Origin of the sequence: Amycolatopsis sp. FBCC-B4732, assembly GCF_023008405.1 — a bacterium.
GTDB classification, from domain to species: Bacteria; Actinomycetota; Actinomycetes; order Mycobacteriales; family Pseudonocardiaceae; genus Amycolatopsis; species Amycolatopsis pretoriensis_A.
On record NZ_CP095376.1, the window covers coordinates 1,481,376 to 1,501,996 of the forward strand.

General features: G+C 73.4%; 17 protein-coding genes. 8 read left to right on the forward strand and 9 right to left on the reverse strand.

The window, feature by feature from the left end; translation table 11 throughout:
- Positions 1 to 64: 64 nt before the first annotated feature.
- The 5 genes from MUY14_RS06035 to MUY14_RS06055 form a co-directional block, all read right to left on the reverse strand.
- Entirely contained in the window at positions 65 to 1,237 is a 1,173-nt protein-coding gene (locus tag MUY14_RS06035; RefSeq protein WP_247021644.1) for a VWA domain-containing protein, read from the reverse strand.
- On the reverse strand, positions 1,234 to 3,417 hold the full coding sequence (locus MUY14_RS06040; RefSeq protein ID WP_247021646.1) for a DUF5682 family protein: 2,184 nt from the start codon (positions 3,415 to 3,417) through the stop codon (positions 1,234 to 1,236). Before MUY14_RS06040 ends, MUY14_RS06035 begins: the two co-directional genes overlap by 4 nt.
- Positions 3,414 to 4,502, reverse strand: coding sequence for an AAA family ATPase (locus MUY14_RS06045; protein ID WP_247021648.1), 1,089 nt, complete (start codon positions 4,500 to 4,502; stop codon positions 3,414 to 3,416). The genes MUY14_RS06040 and MUY14_RS06045 overlap by 4 nt, the downstream gene beginning before the upstream one ends.
- On the reverse strand, positions 4,499 to 5,890 hold the full coding sequence (locus tag MUY14_RS06050; protein ID WP_247021650.1) for a DUF5691 domain-containing protein: 1,392 nt from the start codon (positions 5,888 to 5,890) through the stop codon (positions 4,499 to 4,501). Before MUY14_RS06050 ends, MUY14_RS06045 begins: the two co-directional genes overlap by 4 nt.
- Positions 5,891 to 6,353: 463 nt before the next feature.
- Complete coding sequence (locus tag MUY14_RS06055) at positions 6,354 to 7,661, reverse strand: SWIM zinc finger family protein (protein WP_315863281.1); 1,308 nt, start codon at positions 7,659 to 7,661, stop codon at positions 6,354 to 6,356.
- 114 nt (positions 7,662 to 7,775) lie between these two features.
- Between MUY14_RS06055 and MUY14_RS06060 the strand changes: the two genes are divergently transcribed.
- Positions 7,776 to 8,285, forward strand: a complete 510-nt coding sequence (locus MUY14_RS06060; protein WP_247021654.1) for a PadR family transcriptional regulator — start codon at positions 7,776 to 7,778, stop codon at positions 8,283 to 8,285.
- Entirely contained in the window at positions 8,285 to 8,884 is a 600-nt protein-coding gene (locus MUY14_RS06065; RefSeq protein WP_247021656.1) for a GyrI-like domain-containing protein, read from the forward strand. The genes MUY14_RS06060 and MUY14_RS06065 overlap by 1 nt, the downstream gene beginning before the upstream one ends.
- Here the strand turns inward: MUY14_RS06065 and MUY14_RS06070 are convergent.
- The 3 genes from MUY14_RS06070 to MUY14_RS06080 all read right to left on the reverse strand — a co-directional run bounded on the left by MUY14_RS06070 (position 8,869) and on the right by MUY14_RS06080 (position 12,401).
- Positions 8,869 to 9,132 (reverse strand): hypothetical protein, encoded by a 264-nt coding sequence (locus tag MUY14_RS06070; protein WP_247021658.1) that lies wholly within the window; start codon positions 9,130 to 9,132, stop codon positions 8,869 to 8,871. The genes MUY14_RS06065 and MUY14_RS06070 overlap by 16 nt on opposite strands.
- Positions 9,132 to 11,198 (reverse strand): AMP-binding protein, encoded by a 2,067-nt coding sequence (locus MUY14_RS06075; protein WP_247021660.1) that lies wholly within the window; start codon positions 11,196 to 11,198, stop codon positions 9,132 to 9,134. The genes MUY14_RS06070 and MUY14_RS06075 overlap by 1 nt, the downstream gene beginning before the upstream one ends.
- Before the next feature lie 264 nt (positions 11,199 to 11,462).
- Positions 11,463 to 12,401, reverse strand: a complete 939-nt coding sequence (locus MUY14_RS06080) for a YafY family protein (protein WP_247021662.1) — start codon at positions 12,399 to 12,401, stop codon at positions 11,463 to 11,465.
- 84 nt (positions 12,402 to 12,485) lie between these two features.
- On the opposite strand from MUY14_RS06080, the gene MUY14_RS06085 reads away from it, so the two are divergent.
- The 6 genes from MUY14_RS06085 to MUY14_RS06110 all read left to right on the forward strand — a co-directional run bounded on the left by MUY14_RS06085 (position 12,486) and on the right by MUY14_RS06110 (position 19,409).
- Entirely contained in the window at positions 12,486 to 12,872 is a 387-nt protein-coding gene (locus MUY14_RS06085) for a VOC family protein (RefSeq protein WP_247021664.1), read from the forward strand.
- Between the two features lie 90 nt (positions 12,873 to 12,962).
- Positions 12,963 to 13,712, forward strand: coding sequence for a 3-hydroxybutyrate dehydrogenase (locus MUY14_RS06090; protein ID WP_247021666.1), 750 nt, complete (start codon positions 12,963 to 12,965; stop codon positions 13,710 to 13,712).
- A 33-nt stretch (positions 13,713 to 13,745) separates the two neighbouring features.
- Positions 13,746 to 15,074 (forward strand): MFS transporter, encoded by a 1,329-nt coding sequence (locus MUY14_RS06095; protein ID WP_247021668.1) that lies wholly within the window; start codon positions 13,746 to 13,748, stop codon positions 15,072 to 15,074.
- Position 15,075: 1 nt separating this feature from the next.
- Positions 15,076 to 16,947: a GAF domain-containing protein gene (locus tag MUY14_RS06100; RefSeq protein WP_247021670.1), complete on the forward strand. Its 1,872-nt coding sequence runs from the start codon at positions 15,076 to 15,078 to the stop codon at positions 16,945 to 16,947.
- A 111-nt stretch (positions 16,948 to 17,058) separates the two neighbouring features.
- Complete coding sequence (locus MUY14_RS06105) at positions 17,059 to 17,229, forward strand: hypothetical protein (protein WP_247021672.1); 171 nt, start codon at positions 17,059 to 17,061, stop codon at positions 17,227 to 17,229.
- On the forward strand, positions 17,226 to 19,409 hold the full coding sequence (locus MUY14_RS06110) for a TOMM precursor leader peptide-binding protein (RefSeq protein ID WP_247021674.1): 2,184 nt from the start codon (positions 17,226 to 17,228) through the stop codon (positions 19,407 to 19,409). The genes MUY14_RS06105 and MUY14_RS06110 overlap by 4 nt, the downstream gene beginning before the upstream one ends.
- Here MUY14_RS06110 and MUY14_RS06115 read toward each other — a convergent pair.
- A complete protein-coding gene (locus tag MUY14_RS06115) occupies positions 19,406 to 20,608 on the reverse strand; it encodes a PHB depolymerase family esterase (protein WP_247021676.1) in 1,203 nt (400 codons plus the stop codon). The two genes, MUY14_RS06110 and MUY14_RS06115, sit on opposite strands and share 4 nt — an antisense overlap.
- Between the last annotated feature and the right edge of the window lie 13 nt (positions 20,609 to 20,621).

Genomic DNA, 20,621 nt, shown 5'->3' on the forward strand with positions numbered 1-20,621 from the left:
TCCTTCCCGTGGGAACCGTCCCACACCTCGCTCAACATCGGCCGGGTCGGTTTGATTCCGCGACTCAGCTGGTCTCTCGCGCCACCCACCCTTGCAGGTCATCGCCGCGGATGGCGGCGGCCATCAGTTCCGGGAACTGGTCCGGGGTGCACGCGAAGGCCGGGACGCCCAGCTCGGCCAGCGCCGCCGCGTTCTCGTGGTCGTACGACGGCGCGCCCGAGTCGGACAGGGCCAGCAGCGTCACCACCTGGACCCCGGCGTTCACCAGCTCGCCGACGCGGTGCAGCAGCTCGTCCTCGTTGCCGCCCTCGTAGAGGTCGCTGATCAGCACCAGCAGCGTGCGCTCCGGGCGCTCGACCAGGCCCTCGCAGTAGGCGATCGCGCGGTTGATGTCGGTGCCGCCGCCCAGCTGGGTGCCGAACAGGACGTCGACCGGGTCGGCCAGGTGCTCGGTCAGGTCCGCCACCTCGGTGTCGAACGCGACGAACGACGTCCGCAGCGCCCGCATCGAGGCCAGCACCGCGCCGAACAGCCCGGAGTACACCACCGACTCCGCCATCGAGCCCGACTGGTCGACGGCCAGGATCACGTCCCGCTGCACGGCCTGCTGCCGCCGGCCGAAGCCGATCAGGCGTTCCGGCACGATCGTGCGCAGCTCGGGGGAGTAGTGCTTGAGGTTCGCGTGGATCGTGCGGGCCCAGTCGACGTCGCCCGGGCGGGGCCGGTGGGTGCGCGACGCCTTGTCCAGCGCGCCCTTGATCGCCGCGCGGGTGCGCTCGGCGAGCCGCTCCTCCAGCTCCTGGACCACCTTGCGGACGACCTCGCGCGCGGTCTCCTTCGTCTCCTCGGGCAGCACGCCGTTCAGCGACAGCAGCGTCCCGACCAGGTGCACGTCCGGTTCGACCGCCGACAGCAGCTCCTTCTCCAGCAGCATCCGGGTGAGCCCGAGCCGGTCGAAGGCGTCGCGCTGCATCACCTGGACCACCGTGCTGGGGAAGTAGCGGCGGATGTCGCCCAGCCAGCGCGCGACCCGCGGTGCCGACGCGCCGAGGTTCGCCCCGCGCGTGCCGCCCGCGGTTTCCTCGTCCGGCTTGTCGTAGAGGGCGGCCAGCACCTGGTCGACGCCACTGTCCTCATCGGACAGCCGGGTGTCGGCCAGCCCGGAGCCGGGCCCGGCGCCCTCGCCGCCCAGGACCAGCCGCCAGCGCCGCAGCCGGTCGTCGGTTTCCGCGCTCACGCGCCCACCCCCAGCAGTGTCGCCAGCACGGGCAGCACGCGCTCCGCCCGGTCCTCGTCCAGTTCGTCGGCCACCGGCGCGAGCCGGGCGGGGCCGGTCAGGCCGGCCGCCCGGTGCCCGATGGCCCGTTTCTCGGGCCCGCTGAACGCGCCGAACGTCCGGCGCAGCAACGGAAGCACCTCGGTGAAGACCTCCGGCGGGATCCCCGCGAGCCACGCGTCGATCACCCGCAGCAGGCCTTCGTCGTGCACCAGCAACAGCGCGCCGCCGTCGAAGAAGCCTTCGACGTACGCCGCCCCCGCCGCGGGCGTGATGCCCGGGGTCAGCGCCCGGCCCAGCCGCAGCTCGATGTCGAACGCGTCGAGCAGGCCGCTGTCGTGCAGGATCCGGGTGAGCCGCCCGGCCAGCAGCGGCGGCAGCGACGGCCGCTCCGCGAGCCGGGCCAGCGCGGCCAGCCAGCGTTCCTTGGCGTCGTCGCCCAGCAACGACGTCGCGTCGTGCACGCCGTCGACCAGCGCGGCCAGCCGGGCCGCGGCGTCGTCGTCGATGCCGTGCGCCGCAGGGGGCAGGCCCGCGCAGATCCGGTCGAGCATACGGTCGGCGACCGCGCGCAGCGCCGCGGTGTCGGTGCCGCGCACGTTCCCGTAGCGGGTCGCCCGGGCCAGCGCAGGCAGCGCCGACATCAGCCGGGCGACGTCCGCGTCGGCCGCCGCCCGGGCGTCGAGCGCCGCGAGCGCCTCGGGCAACGCCTCGGGCAGGTCGGCGAGCAGGCAGTTCTCGACGGCCGTGGTGACCTCGTCCAGCGGGGGCGTGCCCTCGACGGCGCCGCGGACCGCGGCCGTGGCCGCCGACGGCACGGTGGTGCCGTGCACCGCCGCCGCGACGAGGTCGACCTCGAACGACGGCTCCCAGGCCAGCGCCCAGGTTTCCCGGAACGTGCCCTTGTTCCGCCGCGCCGACGCCTCCCGGCTGCCCCACTCGATGCCGAGGATCCGCAGGCGGTGCAGCAGCTTCGAACGGTCCAGCCCGCCGGGCGTGCGCAGGTCGAGGTCGAGCTCCTTGACGATCGGATCCTTCTTGAGCCGCAGGCGTTTCGCCGTCGCGGTCAGGTCCGCGGCCAGCGGCGGCTGCGGCACCCGCTCGGGGACCTCGCCGAGCCGTTCGCCGACCACCAGCCGCCGCGTCACGAGCTCGACCTGCACCTCGTCCCCGCCGCACAGCACGGACCGGGTGGCTTCGGTGACCTCGGCGAGCCCGGCCGAGGACCGCCCGCGCAGCGCCGCGAGCGCCTCGGCCAGCCGGACGGCCTCGATGACGTGCGCGGTCGAGACCGGCAGGTCCTCCTCCCGCAGCACCCCGGCGACGCCGGTCAGCCAGCGCGTGGTGACGTCTTCGGCCGTGGTGAACAGGTGGTGGTACCAGCCCGGCGACCGCACCCCGGCGCCGTACCCGCTGGCAGTGGCCAGGCGCCCGTGCGTCCACGGCACCCAGGTGCACGCGACCTTGCGCTTCGGGAGTCCTTTGAGGACGGCCTGGTCGTGCGACGCCGGCGGCAGCGGGTCGGCCAGCGCGGGCACGTGCCAGGCCCCGCAGACCACGGCGATGTTGTCGAACCCCTCCTTGCGGGTGCGGCGCAGCACCGAGCGCATGTACGCCTCGCGCCGCGCTTCGTTGCCCTGCGGCGGTTTCTCGTCCTCCCGCAGCGCGGTCATCGCCTCGGCGATCACCTCGAACGGGTTCTCGTCGTCACGCCGGGACTCGACGACGTCGTCCCACCAGCGTTCCGGGTCGTCGTAGCCGCCGGCCGCGGCCAGCTCCGCCAGCGGGTCGCCGGGCGGGCCGGCGTGCTCGTCCGGCCCCGCGGCGAACGTGTGCGCGGCCGGGAGGTCGCAGAACCGCACCGGGATCCCGGCTTCGCGCGCGTAGGCGAGCGCCTGCCATTCCGGGCTGAAGACGGCGAACGGCCAGAACGCGGCACGCGAGACGTCGTCGGTCGCGTACGCCAGCAGCGCGACCGGCGGCGCCATCGCCGGGTCTTCGGTCAGTTCGACCAGGACGTCGGCTTCGGGCGGACCCTCGATCAGCACGACGTCGGGCTCGAGTTCGGCGAGCCGCGCCGCCACGGCCCTGGCGGACCCCGGACCGTGGTGGCGGATGCCGAGCAGGTGGGTCGCCGTCACGAAATCTCCTGGCCGGCCCGGTAGAAGTCGGCCCAGCCGTCGCGCTCGCGGACCACCGTCTCCAGGTACTCGATCCAGATCGCGCGGTCGGCCACCGGGTCCTTGACCACCGCGCCGTGGATGCCGGCCGCGACGTCGTGCGGGCGCAGCACGCCGTCACCGAAGTGCGCCGCCAGCGCGAGCCCGCCGGTGAGCACGCTGATGGCCTCGGCGGTCGAGAGCGTGCCGGACGGGGATTTCACCGCCGTGCGGCCGTCTTCGGTGCGGCCGGAGCGCAGCTCGCGGAACACCGTGACCACCCGGCGGATCTCGGCCAGCTCGGCGGCCTCGGTGGGCAGCTGCAGCGACTTGCCGAGCTCCGCGACCCGCCTGCTGACGATCTCGACCTCCGCGTCGGCGCTGTCCGGCAGCGGCAGCACGACCGTGTTGAACCGCCGCCGCAGCGCGCTCGACAGCTCGTTGACGCCCTTGTCGCGGTTGTTCGCCGTCGCGATCAGGTTGAAGCCCGGCCGCGCCTGCACCTCGGTGCCCAGCTCGGGGATCGGCAGTGTCTTCTCGGACAGGATCGTGATCAGCGAGTCCTGGACGTCGGCCGGGATGCGGGTCAGCTCCTCGAGCCGGGCCAGCTTCCCGTCCCGCATCGCGTGCAGCAGCGGGCTTTCCACGAGCGCGGCGGTGCTCGGCCCTTCGGCGATCAGCCGGGCGTAGTTCCAGCCGTAGCGGATCGACTCCTCGGACGTGCCCGCGGTGCCCTGCACCAGCAGCGTCGAGTCGCCGCTGATCGCGGCGGACAGGTGTTCGGACACCCACGTCTTCGCCGTGCCCGGCACGCCGAGCAGCAGCAGCGCGCGGTCGGTGGCCAGGGTGGCGACGGCGACCTCGACCAGCCGGCGGGGGCCGACGTACTTCGGCGTGAGCACGGTGCCGTCCGGCAGGGTGCCGCCGAGCAGGTATTCGACGACGGCCCAGGGCGAGAGGAGCCAGTTCGGCGGCTTCGCCCGGTCGTCGGCGGCGGCCAGCGCGGCCAGCTCGGCGGCGTAGTCCTGCTCGGCGTGCGGCCGGAGGACGGTGGCGGGGGCGGTCATGCGAGCTCCTCGTACATTTCGCGGCGGAAGTTCAGCGTTTCGGTGAGCGCCCGGCGCCAAGGCCCGGCGTCCATGGTCAGGCGGGTGGTGGCCAAGGGGTGGCCGAGGCAGCCGCGCGGGACCGCCCGCGCGATCACGACGGCGGCGTGCGAGACCAGGCGGTGGTCGTCCTGGCGGGCGATCCAGTCGAGCAGGGCGGTGCCGAGCTCCTTCGTCCACGGCCGGGGCAGTTCGTGCACCAGCCGCGCGAACGATTCGACGGGCAGCCGGCTCACCAGGTGCCCGATCGTGGCGGCCTGGCCGGCCGGGCTCAGCACGCCCAGCAGCGGCGGGGTGGTGCGCCCGCCGGGGTCGGCGCCGATCAGCGCCTTCGCCCAGGTCTCGTCGCCTTGCCGGACCGCGGCGGTGGCCCAGGAGTCGCGCAGCACGGCGGCCGGGCACCCCTCGACGCTCATCCGCACCACCTCGGCGGGCGGCCCGAACTCGGTCCAGAAGGCCAGGGGCGCGGCCGCGACGAGGGTGCGCAGCCGGACGGTGCCTTCCCCGCGTTCACCTTGCGGCAGCGCGATTTCGAGCACCCGGTTCCGGCGGCGGACCAGCGGGCGCAGCCGTTCGGCCATGCGTTCGCCGTACCGGGTGCCGGGCAGCCGCCCGAGCAGCTCGGCAGCCCGTTCCCGGACGGCGGCCGCCCGGTCGGACAGCGCGGCTTCGAGGAAGGCTTCGTCGTCGGGCCGCACGTGCGCGGCGAGCACCCCGAGGAAGTCCGAGCGGATGTCGGCGGGCTCGCTCTTCCAGGAACCGGCGAGGGCTTCGCGGGCTTCGCCGGGTGCGTCGGCCAGCTTGGCGGCCAGCCAGCGGCGGCGCTGGGCGAGGCTGCCGTACTGCCAGATGTCGCGGGACGAGCCGGTTTCCGCGGGCGCGGCGAGGAAGGACCAGTCCGGGTTCCGCTGCCCGAGCCAGGCCCCGACGGGCCCGGCGACCGCGACGAGCGGCCCCCGCAGCGCGGCTTTGGTGCGCGCGGCTTCGGCGAGCAGCGGCAGGGTTTCGGGCGGGACGCGGTAGCGCGTGCCGGCGACGATGCCGAGCCACTCGAGGAGCAGATCGGGATGACTGGCGGCGAGCAGCCGGGCCAGCCGTTCCCTGGCGAGCGCCGGCACGAAGGGCCGCTCGTCGGCGGCGGCGACGGGCAAGGGCCGCACGTCGTGCAGCGGCGGCCGCCCGGCCCGCCGGTAGGTGGTGAGCACGGCCGCGGCGGCCAGGAGCTGCTCGGCGGGGTCGTCGCGGTCTTCGGCCAGCGGCCGGACCGCGGCGGGCTGGGTGGAGAGGTCGAGGGTGCGCCGGCGGGTGCCGAGCAGTGCGGTGCCGACGAGATCTTCCCAGGCTTTCACGGCTTCACCGCCTTCTGGAGGGAGGGGATTCGGATGCGGATGCGGGCGGCCGCGGTGGTGCGGCGTTGGGTGGAGAGGGCGGTGCCGCTCGCTGGAGCGTGGCCGGTGGGTGGTTGGTCGGCGTGGCGGCGGCCGGCAGGGCGCGGGTCGCGGGGGCGTGGTGGGTCGGAGTGGCGGCCGGCGCCGGCAGGGTTGGGGCGCGGGTCGCGGGGGCGTGGTGGGTCGGAGTGGCGGCCGGCGCCGGCAGGGTTGGGACGCGGCTCGCGGGGGCGTGGCGGGTCGGAGTGGCGGCGGGTGCCGTGGAGTGCGGTGCCGACCGCGCAGGCGTGCTCGGTGAGTGGTGGGTCGGAGTGGCCGCGGGTGGTGGTGCCGGCCGGGATGCGGGCGGCCGCACCGGCGCGCTCGGCGAGGGGGTGGCCGACGGGGATCCGGGTCGGACCAGGTGCAAGGAAGGGGACGTGGTTCACAGCCGCACCGCCCGGTTTTCGTGCCAGCACGTCAGGGGGCGCAGGCCTGCGGGGCTCCACTCGCCCGCCACCGTCAGCGGGTTGCTCGCCGACATCGCCAGCAACGGCCACGGGAATGCGTACGGGACCAACGGCAGCGCCGTTCCGTCCTTTTCGGACAGACACCAGCCGCCCGGGTGTTCGGCCGGGGTCACCGACGAAAGCAGGACCGGCCAGCGTTCGAGCCACGGGTCCGCCGCCATGGCCTCCGCGTACGCCGCCAGTGCGGCCGGGATCGAGCTGCCCTCGGCAGCCGGGGCCGCGAGGGGGATTCCGCGCTCCACCACCAATGCCCGCAACGGGGCCGCGCCCGGGTAGAACGCCAGCTCCGCCGTCAGCAGGTGCCCGGGTGGCAGCGACGCGTCCAGCGGGCGGCCCGGTGGGGCGAACGACAGCACCAGCGCGTCCCGCCCTGTGCCGAGGCCGCGCAGCCACGTCCGGCGGGTGAGGAGGCGGTCGTTCTCCTCGTCGGCCGCGCCCGTGATCAGCCAATCGTCCGACACCCGCTCGCCGGATTCCAGGACGCGGGCCGTCTCCACCGAGAAGCCGAGCCTGGTCCGGACCGTCTCCGCCAACGGTGGCGGCAGCGAATCCAGCCTCGTGGCCGCGTCCGCCAGCAAGTACAGCAGCGATAGTTCCGAAAGGAGCGCCTCCGGCCAGTCACGGCGGCCCACGGTGCCCGCTGCCCGGCGCAACCCGCCCGCGAGGCCGGACGCCTGTGCGTCGACCATCCGGGCCGCGACCGTGCGCAGTTCCTCGCCGCCGTTGCGGTCGAAGCCCGCGAAGCCGGCGCCGATCCGGTCGGTCAGCCAGACCTTCAGCTCGGCGACACCGCCTTCGACGCGTGCGGCACGTTCGCCCGCCCGGCGCGCGGCGGCCTCCTCGTCCTTCGGCCCGGCCGCTTCCGCGCGTTTTTCCGCCCGCTGGGCGCGGTCGGCGCGCTCGGCCAGCCAGGAGTGCACCCACTCCGGTGGCTCGCTCGCGTCGATCTTCCCGGCCGCCCACAGCATCAGCAGCCCCAGTGCGTGCTTGCACGGGAACTTCCGGCTGGGACAGGAACACCGGAACGCGGGCTCGGCGAGCTCGACGCACGTCTGGTACGGCTTCTTGCCGCTGCCCTGGCAGAAGCCCCACACGGCGTCTTCGGACGCACCCGCGCCCGACCACTTGGCCGGCGCGGCGAGCGCCCGGCCCGCCTTCTCCGACGCGGGATCGGGCGCCAGCCCGGCCACGCGCTCCGCGGTCCACGGCACCGCCGTCACCACCTGTCCCCCCACTGTGCTCCCTCGCTTTCCGGTACTCGCTGAAGCATGCCAGCACCCACCGACAATTTCCGGAAGCGTTGACGAACGGGCCTATTCCAGTACTAGAATAGGCCCGTGCTCACCGACGCGGAACTCACGGTGCTCGGCCTGGTGACCGAGCGGCCGAGGCACGGCTACGAGCTGGACGAAGTCGTCTCCGAACGCGGCATGCGCGAGTGGACGGCGCTCGGCTTCAGCTCGATCTACTACGTGCTCGGCAAACTCCGCGACCGCGGCCTGGTCGCCGAAGTCGAGCAGGACCGCGCGCACGCCAAGGCGAAGAAGACGTATACGGCGACGGACGCGGGCCGGGCGGCGTGCGCGGCCGCCGCGGAAGCCGCCATCGCCGAACTGCGCCCGGTGCACCCGCCGGTGCTCGTCGGGCTGGCGAACAGCCCGGTCGTCGCGCCGGACCGGCTCGCCGCGGCGCTGGCCCGGCGAGCCGAAGCGGTGGGGGAGCGGCTGGCCGAGGTCCGCCGCGCCGCCGCGGCCCGGCCGGACGCGCCGCCGTTCGTCCGGGCGATCTTCGACTACTCGATCGCGCAGCTCGAAGCGGAAGCCGCGTGGCTGGAAGGGATGTCCTGATGCCGTACGACCTCAAGAAAGAGCTGAAACCGCTCTACGCGCCCAAGAACACCGACTGGGCCCTGCTCGACGTGCCCGAGCAGCGGTTCCTCGCGATCGACGGCCGCGGCAACCCGAACACGGCCGAGAGCTACAAGCAAGCCGTCGAAGCGCTCTACGCCTTCGCGTACACGATCAAGATGACCGCGAAGAAGACCGGCGAGGACTTCGTAGTAGGCCCGCTCGAAGGCCTGTGGTGGGCGGACGACTACGCCGCTTTCACCGTGCGGGCCAAGGACGCCTGGCAGTGGACCATGCTCATCGCGCTACCGCCGTGGATCGGCGAAGACGCCGTCGAGGAAGCCCGGGAAACCGTGCGGCGCAAGAAGAAGATCGACGCGCCGGTCCGCCTCGAGAAGCTGCACGAGGGCCGCTGCGCGCAGGTGCTCCACGTCGGTTCGTACGACGACGAAGGCCCGCTGCTGGCCCGCCTGCACGACGAATTCTTGGAGAGCCAAGGATTGAAGCCGACCGGGCTGCACCACGAGGTCTACCTCGGCGACCCGCGCCGGGTCGTGCCCGGGAAGCTCAAGACCGTGCTGCGTCAGCCGGTGGGCTGATCCAGCTCGGCGAGCCCCTTTTCCCAGCGCTCCCGCCGTTGCGCGGAAGTCTGCTCCCACCACGGTTCGCCGCGCTCGCCCAGCGCCACCTTCGCCAGCTGGGTGCGCTCGCGGTCCTGGACGCGCCGGGCCGCCATCAGGTGCTTCTGCAGCCGGTCGCGGACGTCGGCCGGGATCTCCGGGTCGGTCGCGCGCCAGCGGCGGCCGTTGACGACGATGTACCGGCCGTCGGATGTGTGTTCGGGCATCAGTACTCGGAGGTCGCCGGCCAGGTGTCGTCGTGCAGGAGGCGCTTGAGGATCTTGCCCGTCGCGTTGCGAGGCAGGTCCGGGACGAAGTAGACGTCCCGCGGCACGGCGAACCGCGCCAGCCGCTGGTGGATGTACGCGCGGATGTCCTCGGCGTGCAGCGAAGCGCCGCGCCGGGGCACGACGTACGCGGCCAGCCGCTGGCCCCACTCCGCGTCCGCCACCCCGACCACCGCGGCGTCGTGGACGCCGGGCAGCGCGACCAGTGCTTCCTCGACCGGGCGCGGGAAGACGTTCTCGCCACCGGAAACGATCATCTCGTCGGCCCGGCCGGTGACGAACAGCCGTCCCGCGGCGTCGAGGTAGCCGACGTCGCCGGTGGCCATCAGGTCCGCCGCGCGCGCCGGGTCGGTGCCGTTGGTGTAGCCGTCGAAGAGCATGTCGTTGCCGACGAAGATCTGGCCCTCGCCGCCCGGCGGCACCGGCTTGCGGTCCTCGTCGAGGATGGCCAGGCGGGTGCCGAGCAGGCAGCGCCCGGCCGTGGTCGGCGCCGCGCGCAGGTCGGCGGGGTCGGCGATGCTCGCCCACGACACTTCGGTCGAGCCGTAGAAGTTGTAGAGGACGTCGCCGAAGGTGTCCATGAACGACGTCACGAACGCCCCGGACATCGCCGAGCCGCTGCTCGCCACGATCCGCAGCGACGACAGGTCGTAGCGCGCGCGGACGCGTTCGGGCAGGTCCATGATCCGCTGCAGCATGATCGGCACGACGAACAGCGCGTCGCACTTCTGCTCCGCGATGGTCCGCAACGTCTCTTCGGCGTCGAACTTGCGGATCAGCGCCAGCGAGGCCCGCAGCGCCATGCCGATCTGCATCGCGGCGAGGCCCCAGCTGTGGAACAGCGGTGCGGCGACGAGGATGCGGTCACCGGCGCGCAGCGGGATGCGGTCGAGGATCGCGGCGGCCGAGCCGAGCCCCTTGGGTGTGGGGCGGCGCGCGCCCTTCGGCGTCCCGGTGGTGCCGGAGGTGAGCACGACCAGCCGGCCCGGCCGCTCGACCGGCTTCGGCGGGTCGGCGGGCGCGGCGTGGATCAGCTCGTCGACGGTCGGGTAGCCGGCGTCGGCGTCCGGCCAGGTGCTGATCCGGGCGAAGTCGCCGGGGACGTTCGCGATGGTCTGCGCGAACTCGTCGTCGGCGAGCACGGCGGACGGCTTGTGCTCGGCGAGCACGTCCTTGACCGAAGCCGCGGACAGGCCGGTGTTCAGCAGGACGACGTCGGTGCCGAGCTTGCTGGCCGCGACGAACGACTCGACCATCGCGGAGTGGTTGCGGCACATCAGCGCGATCCGGTCGCGTTCGCTGACGCCGAGTTCGCTCAGTGCGTTGGCGAGCCGGTTGCTGCGCTCCTGGACCTGGCGGAACGTGCGGAGGTTGCGCTCGTCGTGCAGCGCCTGCTCGTCCGGGACGCGGCCCGCGGCGGCCTGGTAGCCGCCCGCGACGGTGGCGCCCCACTGCGCGAGGGACTGGAGCTGGCGGGCCAGCTTGTCCGGCCGCGCCGGGCTCAGCACGCCGGCGCGCAGCAGCACGCTCGTGGTGCGCAGCTTGGTCGCCTTGGTGCCGTCGCGATCGGCTTCGGTGTCGTACTGCCCGGCCAGGTGCAGGTCGAGCCGCCGGCCCAGGGCGCGGACGTCCTTCTTGATCGACGAGACCAGATCCAGGTACGCCGGCGGCAGCATCATCCGGACGAACAGCTCGGTCTTGCCGCCCGCCAGGGGTCTCAGCTCCAGGGAGACCCACGTGCCCTCGTCCGGGACGCCGCACCACACCACGTGCTCGCCCGGCCGGTACACGACGGCCTGCACCTGCGCCTCCAGCATCGGCCCGCGCTCGGGGACGATCCGGATCACGCCCTTCGGCCCGCGCCCGCGCGAAGCCGGCTCCTGCACCTCGCACCAGCTGATCTCCGGCACGAATCGCGCGTACCACTCCGGCGATCCGACGATCTGCCACACCACGTCCGGCGTGTGCCCGACCACCGCACTCGCTTCGACCACATCGTCACGCATCGTCTGCCCTCGCCGAAGTGTCACCGAACACACGTTCAGGTCACGGAGGCGTCACAGTAACAGCAAACGGGTGATCACGGATACTCCGAACGGCCAGATACCGGTGAGTAACGGACACTCGTAGTAGGTCTCCACCATGTCCAAAGTAGACCGATTAACGGGGTTCACCGAGCATAGCGGGCGAACGGCGTTCAAGTGCGGTGCTTCTCGGCGGGCATCGGCCTGAGCAGGCCCGATACCGCGCGTGTTCGGGAGCGTGCGGGATTACCGGGCATAACGGGCAACCAGCTCCGCGCCCAAGCGGGCCAGCTCGGCCTTCACCGACTCCGGACCCTCGACGTCGACCAGCGCGCCCCACCCCGCCAGCTCCTGCGCGATCATGATCGGCGCGGGCGCCGCGACCCGGGCCCGCACCCGGTCGTCCGGCAGCTCGGCGACGAGCTCGCAGTGCCGCCCGAACCGGTCCCGCAGCACGCCGAAGTGGCGCCGGCTCAGCACCACGTCCGCGGTCAGCGACGAACGGCGCTTCTCGACCTCCTCGACGACCTCTTCCCACACCTTCGCCAGCTCCAGGTCCGAGGGCCGGTCGGCGGGCTCCTCGCTGACGGTGGCGGCGGCGATCCGGTCGACGCGGAACGTGCGACGCCCCTTCTCCGTGCCGGCGACCAGGTACCAGACGTCGTCCTTGTCGACCAGGCCCCACGGGTCGACCAGCCGCTCCGACCGCTCGCGGCCGCCGTAGACCAGGTGGACCCGGCGGCGGGCGATGACGGCGTCCTGCAGCAGCTCGACCACCGGCGGCCGGTCCTTCGGGCGCTCGCCCCAGCCCGCCTGGTCGACGACGACCGCGTCCGCGGCGGCCTCGGCGTCCGCCCGGAACGTGCCGGGCAGCGCGCCCATGAGCTTCCGCAGCGCGGACTTGACCTCGGGGGCGCCGGCCGCGGCCGGGCCGGCCAGGAGGAACAGCGCCTGCGCCTCGCGGGCGCTCAGGCCGGAGAGGTCGGTGCGGGCGCCGCCGACGAGCTGCCAGCCGCCGCCGCGACCGGGCTGCGGGTACACGGGCACGCCGGCGGCCGAGAGGGCTTCCAGGTCGCGGCGGGCGGTGGCGACGGAGACCTCCAGCTCGGCGGCCAGCTCGCCCGCGGTGACCCGGCCGCGGGTTTGCATCAGCAGGAGGGTGGCCACGAGACGGTCGGCGCGCATGGGGGAAGTGTCGCAAACAAAGTGCTCACTCGGTGCACACTTTCACCCCGCATGCTGGCTCCACACCGTCCGAGAGGAGCAGCCGTGCTGCGAGGAATGGCCACCGTTTCGTACTTCGCCGACGACCACGAGGCCGCGAAGGAGTGGTACGCCGGGTTCCTGGGCATCGAGCCGTACTTCGAGCGGCCCGGGTACGCCGAGTTCCGCATCGGCGACCACCAGCACGAACTCGGGCTGATCGACCGGAAGTACGTCCCGGCGAGCATGGGCGGGCCGAGCGGCGAGATCGTCTACTGGCACGTCGACGACCTCGAAGCGACCGTCGCCCGCCTCCACGAGCTGGGCGCGAAGGAGTGCGAGCCGATCACCGAGCGCGGGCCGGGGTTCGTGACGGCGTCGGTCGTCGACCCGTTCGGCAACCTCCTCGGCGTCATGACCAACGCGCACTACCTGGCGGTGCTGGCCCGCTGACGAGGTGTGCGGCGGCACCACGGGATCTTCCCGGCTTGTAGCCGCCGCACACATGGTCCGCGACGCGGGTCACGCTTACCGTTCCCGTCCATGACCAGCGATCTGGACGGGCGCACCGCCCTCGTGACCGGCGGGGCCGGGGGCATCGGCCTCGCCTGCGTCCGCGCTCTCGCGGCGGCCGGGGCCAAGGTGCACGTCGTCGACGTGGACGCCGAACGCGCCGAAGCCGCCGCCACCGAAGTCGGGGGCTGGGCGCACGCCGCCGACCTGACCGACCCCGCCGCCATCGGCGCGCTGCCCGCCGAGGTCGACATCCTCGTCAACAACGCCGGCATCCAGCACGTCGCGCCGATCGAGGACTTCCCGCCGGACGTCTTCACCCGCATCCAGGCACTCATGGTCACCGCGCCCTTCCTGCTCATCCGGCACGCGCTGCCGTCGATGTACGCCAGGGGCTGGGGCCGGATCGTCAACATGTCGAGCGTCCACGGGCTGCGTGCCTCCCCGTACAAAGCCGCGTACGTCGCCGCCAAGCACGGGCTCGAAGGGCTCTCCAAGGTCGCCGCCCTCGAAGGGGCCGAGCACGGGGTCACCAGCAACTGCGTCAACCCCGGGTACGTCCGCACCCCGCTGGTCGACGGCCAGATCGACGCGCAGGCCGCCGAACACGACATCCCGCGCGAGGACGTCGTCGCCGAGGTCCTCCTCCGCCGCGCCGCGATCAAGAAGCTCATCGAACCCGGCGACGTCGCTTCCCTGGTGGTGTGGCTGTGCTCCCCGCGCGCCGGCCACATCACCGGGGCGTCCATCCCGCTCGACGGCGGCTGGACCGCCGCCTAGATCCCGCCCGACCACAAGGAAGTGGAGCCCGCAGTGAGCCAACCCCACCGGTCGGCGATCGCCAAGATCGTCGGCGCGAGCCTGATCGGCACCACCATCGAGTGGTACGACTTCTTCCTCTACACGTCGGCCGCCGCGCTGGTGTTCAACAAGCTGTTCTTCCCGACGGCGGATCCGCTCACCGGCACGCTGCTGGCGTTCCTGACCTACGCGGTCGGGTTCCTCGCCCGCCCGATCGGGGGCCTGGTGTTCGGCCACTTCGGCGACCGGCTCGGGCGGAAGAAACTGCTCATCGTCAGCCTGTCGCTGATGGGGGGTTCGACCGCGCTCATGGGCGTGCTGCCGACGTACGCCTCGGCGGGCGTCGCGGCGCCGGTGCTGCTGACGCTGCTGCGCCTCGTCCAGGGCTTCGCGCTCGGCGGGGAATGGGGTGGCGCGGTCCTGATCGTCTCCGAGCACGGCGACGACCGCCGCCGCGGGTTCTGGGCGAGCTGGCCGCAGTGCGGGGCGCCGGGCGGCAACCTGCTGGCCACCGCCGTCCTGGCGATCCTGTCCGCGACGCAGACCGACGCGGCGTTCCTGTCCTGGGGCTGGCGGATCCCGTTCCTGCTCTCGGCGGTGCTGCTGCTGATCGGGCTGTGGATCCGGCTGGCCGTCTCCGAGTCGCCGGTGTTCCTCGCCGCGCAGCAGCGGGCCGAGGAGCGCGGCGAGAAGCACGTCCCCGTCGTCGACGTCTTCCGCCACAACTGGCGCGAGGTGCTGGTGACCATCGGCGCGCGGATGGCCGAGAACGTGTCGTACTACGTGATCACCGCGTTCATCCTGGTGTACGTCACGACCGGGCTGCACCTGCCGAAGGGCATGGGCCTGACCGCGGTCCTGATCGGCTCGGCCGTGCACTTCGTGACCATCCCGCTCTGGGGCGGGCTGTCCGACCGCGTCGGCCGCCGTCCGGTCTACCTGTTCGGCGCCATCGGGATGGCCGTGTGGAGCTTCGCGTTCTTCGCGTTGCTGGACACGAAGTCGTCGGTCGTGATCGTGCTGGCCACGACCGTCGGGCTGGTGCTGCACGGCGCGATGTACGGCCCGCAGGCGGCGTTCTTCGCCGAGCAGTTCCCGACCCGCGTCCGCTACACCGGGCTGTCGGTCGGCGGTCAGCTGTCCTCGATCGCCGCCGGCGCCGTCGCGCCGCTGATCGCCGTTGCGCTCTTCTCGGCCTGGGGCAGCACGGTGCCGGTGTCGCTGTACGTCACGGGGATGTGCCTGCTCACCGTCATCGCGCTGCTGGCCGCCCGCGAGACCCGCGGGCAGTCGCTGCACGACGAGGGTGTCCAGGCGGAACAGGCGGCCGTTTCGCCCTAGCATGACCGCCGTGACCGCACCTTCCGACGCGTTGCGCCGGCTGCTCGACCTCCTCGCCTCCGGGGCGAGCACCGAGCAGCTGGCGCACGTCGTCGTGGCCGCCCGCGCCGAAGGCACCCTCGGCGCGGGCGACCTGGCCGCCTTGGCCAGCGCGGGCGAGCTGGCCTTGCGGATCCGCGAGACGCTCGCCGAGCACCGGCGCCGTGAAGCCCAGCTCACCGCGCTGTTCGAGACCGCCAGCGAGCTCGCCGCCCTGTCCGATCCGGACACCGTGCTGCGCTCGATCGTCCGCCGCGCGCGGGCGCTGCTCGGCGTCGACGTCTCCTACCTTTCGCTGAACCGCGAGGCCGAGAACAAGACCTACGTCCGGGTCAGTGACGGGTCGGTGTCGGCGGAGTTCCAGCAGATCGTGCTGGGCATGGGGGAGGGCCTCGGCGGGCTGGTCGCGCAGACCGCGCGGCCGTACGCGACTTCGGACTACTTCACCGACGAGCGGTTCAAGCACACCCGCCACATCGACTCCGGCGTCAAGGACGAAGGCCTGACCGCGATCCTAGGCGTCCCGCTGGCGATCGGTCCCAAGGTGCTCGGCGTGCTCTTCGCCTCCGACCGCGCCACCCGGGAGTTCACCGCGGACGAAGTGGCCCTGCTGTCCTCGCTGGCCGACCACGCCGCCATCGCGCTCGACAGCGCGAACCTCCTCGACCAGACGCGCCGCGCGGTCGCCGAGCTCAACGAAGCCAACGCGACGATCCGCGCGCAGAACGAGGCGATGGGACGCGCCGAGGACGCCCACGACCGGCTCACCGACCTCGTGCTGCGCGGCGGCGACCTGCCGGACGTCGCCGCCGCCGTCGCCGGGGTGCTGCACGGCGACCTCACGGTGTACGACGCCGACGGCACGCTCCTGGCGAGCTCGGCCGCCCCGGCCGCGCTGGACCCGGACGCGCTCGCCGCGGCCCGGACCGCCGGGCGGGCGGTGTCCACAAAGGACTGCTGGGTGTGCGCGGTGCAGGCCGGTCCCGAGCTGCTCGGCAGCCTCGTGCTGGCCGGCCGCGCCGGGCTCACCGACCCCGACCGGCGGCTGTTCGAACGCGCCGGCGTCGTGACGGCGCTGCTGCTGATGCTCCGGCGGTCGGTGGTGCGGGCCGAGGACGAGGTCCGCGGCGAGCTGCTCACCGACCTGCTGACCGCGCCCGACCGCAACCCCCGCGCGCTGCTGGCCCGCGGGCGCCGGCTGGGCATCGACCTGTCGGCCCCGCACGCGGTGCTGGTCGCGCACGCCGACGGCGGTTCGCGGCGGCGGGTGGCGAGCGCCGCCGCCCGGCACGCGACGCTGGTCGGCGTGCACGCGGAGGAGGTCGTGCTGCTCGGCGAAGGCGACCCGGACGAACTGGCCCGCCGGGTGGCCGCCGACCTCGGCGCGGTGACCGGCCGCCCGGTCACGGTGGGCGCGGCCGGTCCGGCGAGCGGGCCGCCGTCGATCGCGGACGCCCACGCCGAAGCCGCCCGCTGCGTGCGTGCCCTGCTCGCGCTCGGCCGCACCGGTGAAGGCGCGGCGATGGCCGGGCTCGGCTTCCTCGGCCAGCTGCTGGGCGACCGTGCGGACCTCGACGCGTTCGTCCGGCAGACGCTCGGCCCGGTCCTCGACTACGACGAGCGCCGCGGCACCGAGCTGGTCGCGACGCTGCGGGCGTACTTCGCGAACGGGGCCCAGCTCGCGCGCACGAAGGACGTCCTGCACGTCCACGTGAACACCGTCGTGCAGCGGCTGGAGCGGGTGGCTTCGCTGCTGGGCGAAGACTGGCAGGCGCCGGACCGCGCGCTGGAAATCCAGCTGGCCCTGCGCCTGCACCGCCTCGGCTCGCGGTGATTTCTTCCAGCGTGCTGCGGACCAAAGCCCGTTGCGCCGGGCGGCCCTAGCGGGACGCGCCGCCGGCGGGCACCGTGGAAGCCGACGGATACCGAGACGATGGGGGTTCTCGTGAAGGAATTCGAAAGCGCGCTCGCGGCGGGGTTCGACGTGGTCCCGGCCGAGGTGCCCGGGCTGGCGATCGACCGGCTCGACGGCGGCCAGTCCACCGGGTCCCCGGCGCGGCTGTGCTACACCTGGGTGGCGGACCCGGTTCGCCCGTCGGTCAGCCCCTGTAGGTGACCGAACCCGCCCCGCCGGTCGTCGGGTTCAAGCGGCACCTCGGTACCGCGGTGGTGCCCGGCGACGCGGTGTACGTGCTCTCCGAAGAAGGCGCGACAGCCTTGCGCGGGCCGCACGTGGAGTCCCTGGTCCCGTTGCTCGACGGCACCAGGGACTTCGCGGCCCTGCGCCGGGAACTGCCGCCCGACGTCCCGGCCGACGAAGCCGCCGGGGTGCTGACGCGGCTCGCCGAAGCCGGGCTGATCGGCCTGCGATCCGCGGTCTCCGACCCCGAATCGGCCTACTGGGACGCGGTGGACGGCGAACCCGCGTCCGGCCGGGTCGCGGTGCTCGGCGCGGACCCCGCGACGGTGGACGTCCTGCGCGCGGCCGGGCTCACCGTGGCCGAGGACGCCGGCCTTTCCCTCGTGCTGTGCCACGACTACCTCGCCGGCCACCTGTCCGATGTGGACGCCGAGCACCGCCGCACCGGGCGGCCGTGGCTGCTCGCCAAACCACTCGGGGCGCGGGTGTGGCTCGGCCCGTTCTTCACCCCCGGTGACGGTCCGTGCTGGCACTGCCTGGCCGCGCGGCTGTGGGGCAACCGGCCCGCCGAGGCCCACGTCCGTGCCGCGCTCGGCTTGCCCGGCCCGCTGCCGCGCCCGGAAGTCGCCCTCGCGCCGCTGACCGCCGTCGCGCTCAACCTGGTGGCCCTCGAAGCGCGCAAGTGGCTGGCCGGGCAGCGGTACCCGGGCCAGCGGGCGCTGTGGACGTTCGACAGCCGCGACCTGACCGGCGAGCGGCACGAGGTGCGCGCCCGCCCGCAGTGCGCGTCCTGCGGGAACCCGGAGCTGGTCCGCGACCGGACACGGCGGCCCGTGGTCCTCGAATCCCGCCCCAAGACCCAGTTCGGTGGCGGCGGGCACCGCGCGTTGCCGCCGGAGCAGGTGCTCGGCGAACACCGGCACCTGGTCAGCCCGCTGACCGGCGTCGTCAAGGAGCTGCGCCGCGACACGCGCGGCCCGGCGCTGTTCGCGTCGTTCCGCTCCGGGCCGAACACCGCGCTGGGCCGGCGTGGTGCCGAGCGGCTGCGCACGGCGCTGCGCAGCGAGAACGGCGGCAAGGGCGTCACCCCGCTCCAGGCCGAGGTCGGCGCGCTGTGCGAGGCCCTCGAACGGCACAGCGGGCACTACGACGGCGACGAGGAACGGGTGCGCGCCAGTTTCCGTTCGCTGGGCGACAAGGCCGTGCACCCCGACACGTGCCAGTTGTTCCACGAACGGCAGTTCGCCGACCGGGCGCGGATCAACGCGCGGCACGGGCCGTTCCAGTTCGTCGGCGAGCCGTTCGACGACGACGAAGTGCTGGACTGGACGCCGGTGTGGTCGCTGACCCGCGGCGAGCACCGGCTGTTCCCGACCGCTCTGCTGTACTTCGACGCGCCCGGGCCGCCGTCCGTGCTCGCCGACTCCAACGGCAACGCCGCGGGCGGCACGCTGGAAGACGCGGTGCTGCAAGGAATGCTGGAGGTCGTGGAACGCGACGCCGTCGCGCTGTGGTGGTATAACCGCACCCGGCACCCGGCGGTCGACCTGGCCGCGTCCGGCGACCCCTGGATCGCTGAACTGCGCGAGGTGTACGCCGGGCTGGGGCGCGAAGTCTGGGTCCTCGACGTCACTTCCGACCTCGGGATCCCCGTGCTGGCCGCCGTCTCCCGGCAGGTCGGCGGACCCCGCGAGGCGATCATGCTCGGGTTCGGCGCGCACCTCGACCCGGCCGTCGCCCTGCGGCGCGCGCTGACCGAGCTGAACCAGCTGGTGCCCGCGGTCCTCGACGGGTGGGACGGCGGTGACGACCCGGACGCGGTGCGGTGGCTGCGGGACGCGACGGTGGCCACCGAGCCGTACCTGCTGCCCGATCCGGCGTGCCACCCGCTCGCGCCCGACCTCTCCTCACCCGACCTGCTGGCCGACGTGCACCTGGTGCGGGCGCGGCTGGAAGCGGCCGGGCTCGAGGTGTTCGTGCTCGACCAGACGCGGCCCGACATCGGCCTGCCCGTGGTCAAGGTGATCGTGCCGGGCCTGCGGGGCTTCTGGGCGCGGTTCGCGCCCGGCCGGCTCTACGACGTGCCCGTGCGGCTCGGCCGGCTGACCGAGCCGCACGGCTACGACGACCTCAACCCGATGCGGATCTTCCTCTAGCACTGGCCGTCGGCGAGCACCCAGTAACCCGGCGACGTCTCGCGCAGCGCGTGCGTCGTGAAGGTGTTCCACAGCCCCATGGCCTGGTTCGAGCCGTTGGCGTAGGTCTGGCCACCGCTCTGGTGCGCGCGCCCGGCCTGCGTGTGGGCGTAGTTGCTGGCGCTCACGCACGTCCCCGACGGCGGGGCGCTGGTCGTCGTCGTGGTGGTCGGCGGCGCGACCGTCGTGGTGGTGCCGGTTCCCTTGTCCAGGCCCCAGAACACGCCGGTGTAGTAGCTGGAGCAGATCCCGGCGAGGAAGTACGCGCCGGTGCTGCCGCACTGCGTCGTGCCGCTGCCCGGGTCGACGGCGGTGCCGTGGCCCATGCCGGCGATCGAGTACAGCTGCACCTTGTCGCCATAGTTCGTCACCGTCGTGCTGCCGGGCAGGGACTGGGTGTTGGACGGCGTCTGCGAAACGCCGTGCACCGCGGTCCACTGGTCGCGCAGTTCGGTGCCGTTGACCGGGTAGACGGTGTAGTCGCCGGTGCCCTGCCAGATCGCGACACGCGGCCACGGCCCGCCGTAGCCGGGGTTCTGCGCGGTGACCTTCGCGGCCCACTGCGCCGGGCTCAGGTTCTGGTTGTTCTGCTGGCAGCCCGACGCCTGCGTGATGCTCGTGGCGCACTGCGCGGGGAGGCCGGCCATGACACCGCCGCCGGCGAAGACGTCCGGGTACGCGGCGAGCAGGTCCGCGGTCATCCCGCCGCCCGCCGAAAGCCCGGTGACGAACACGCGCTTGGTGTCCGAGCCGTGGTCGGCGACCGCCTTGTCCACCATGGACTTCACCGACGCCGCTTCGCCCTTGCCGCGGGTGTCGTCGGCGGGGTCGAACCAGGTGAAGCACTTCAGCGAGTTGTTCGCGGTCGACGTCTGCGGGAACACCACCTCGAACCGCCACCGGTCGGCCAGCGCGGGCCAGCCGGAGTGGGCGTAGTAGTCCGCGGCGCTCTGCGTGCAGCCGTGCAGGGCGACGACGACCGGGCGGCCGGCTTCGAGCCCGGCGGGGGTGTAGGTGTACATCGCCAGTGCGCCCGGGTTGGCGCCGAAGTCCGGCACCTGGACCAGGGACGACGGCGGCGGGTCGGCGGCGGCCACCCCGACGGTGGTGAGCACGGCGGCGGTGATCGCGGCGAGTCCGGCGAAGGCGAGCTTGCGCAAGGTGAACTCCTTC

Excerpts from the sequence above, each read along its gene's own strand:
- MUY14_RS06080 (WP_247021662.1), bottom strand. The coding sequence starts at position 12,401 with ATGCGCGCCGACCGTCTCGTGGCCACCCTCCTGCTGATGCAAACCCGC.
- MUY14_RS06070 (WP_247021658.1), bottom strand. The coding sequence starts at position 9,132 with ATGCCCGAACACACATCCGACGGCCGGTACATCGTCGTCAACGGCCGC.
- MUY14_RS06100 (WP_247021670.1), top strand. The coding sequence starts at position 15,076 with ATGACCGCCGTGACCGCACCTTCCGACGCGTTGCGCCGGCTGCTCGAC.
- MUY14_RS06045 (WP_247021648.1), bottom strand. The coding sequence starts at position 4,502 with ATGACCGCCCCCGCCACCGTCCTCCGGCCGCACGCCGAGCAGGACTAC.
- MUY14_RS06090 (WP_247021666.1), top strand. The coding sequence starts at position 12,963 with ATGACCAGCGATCTGGACGGGCGCACCGCCCTCGTGACCGGCGGGGCC.
- MUY14_RS06065 (WP_247021656.1), top strand. The coding sequence starts at position 8,285 with ATGCCGTACGACCTCAAGAAAGAGCTGAAACCGCTCTACGCGCCCAAG.
- MUY14_RS06075 (WP_247021660.1), bottom strand. The coding sequence starts at position 11,198 with ATGCGTGACGATGTGGTCGAAGCGAGTGCGGTGGTCGGGCACACGCCG.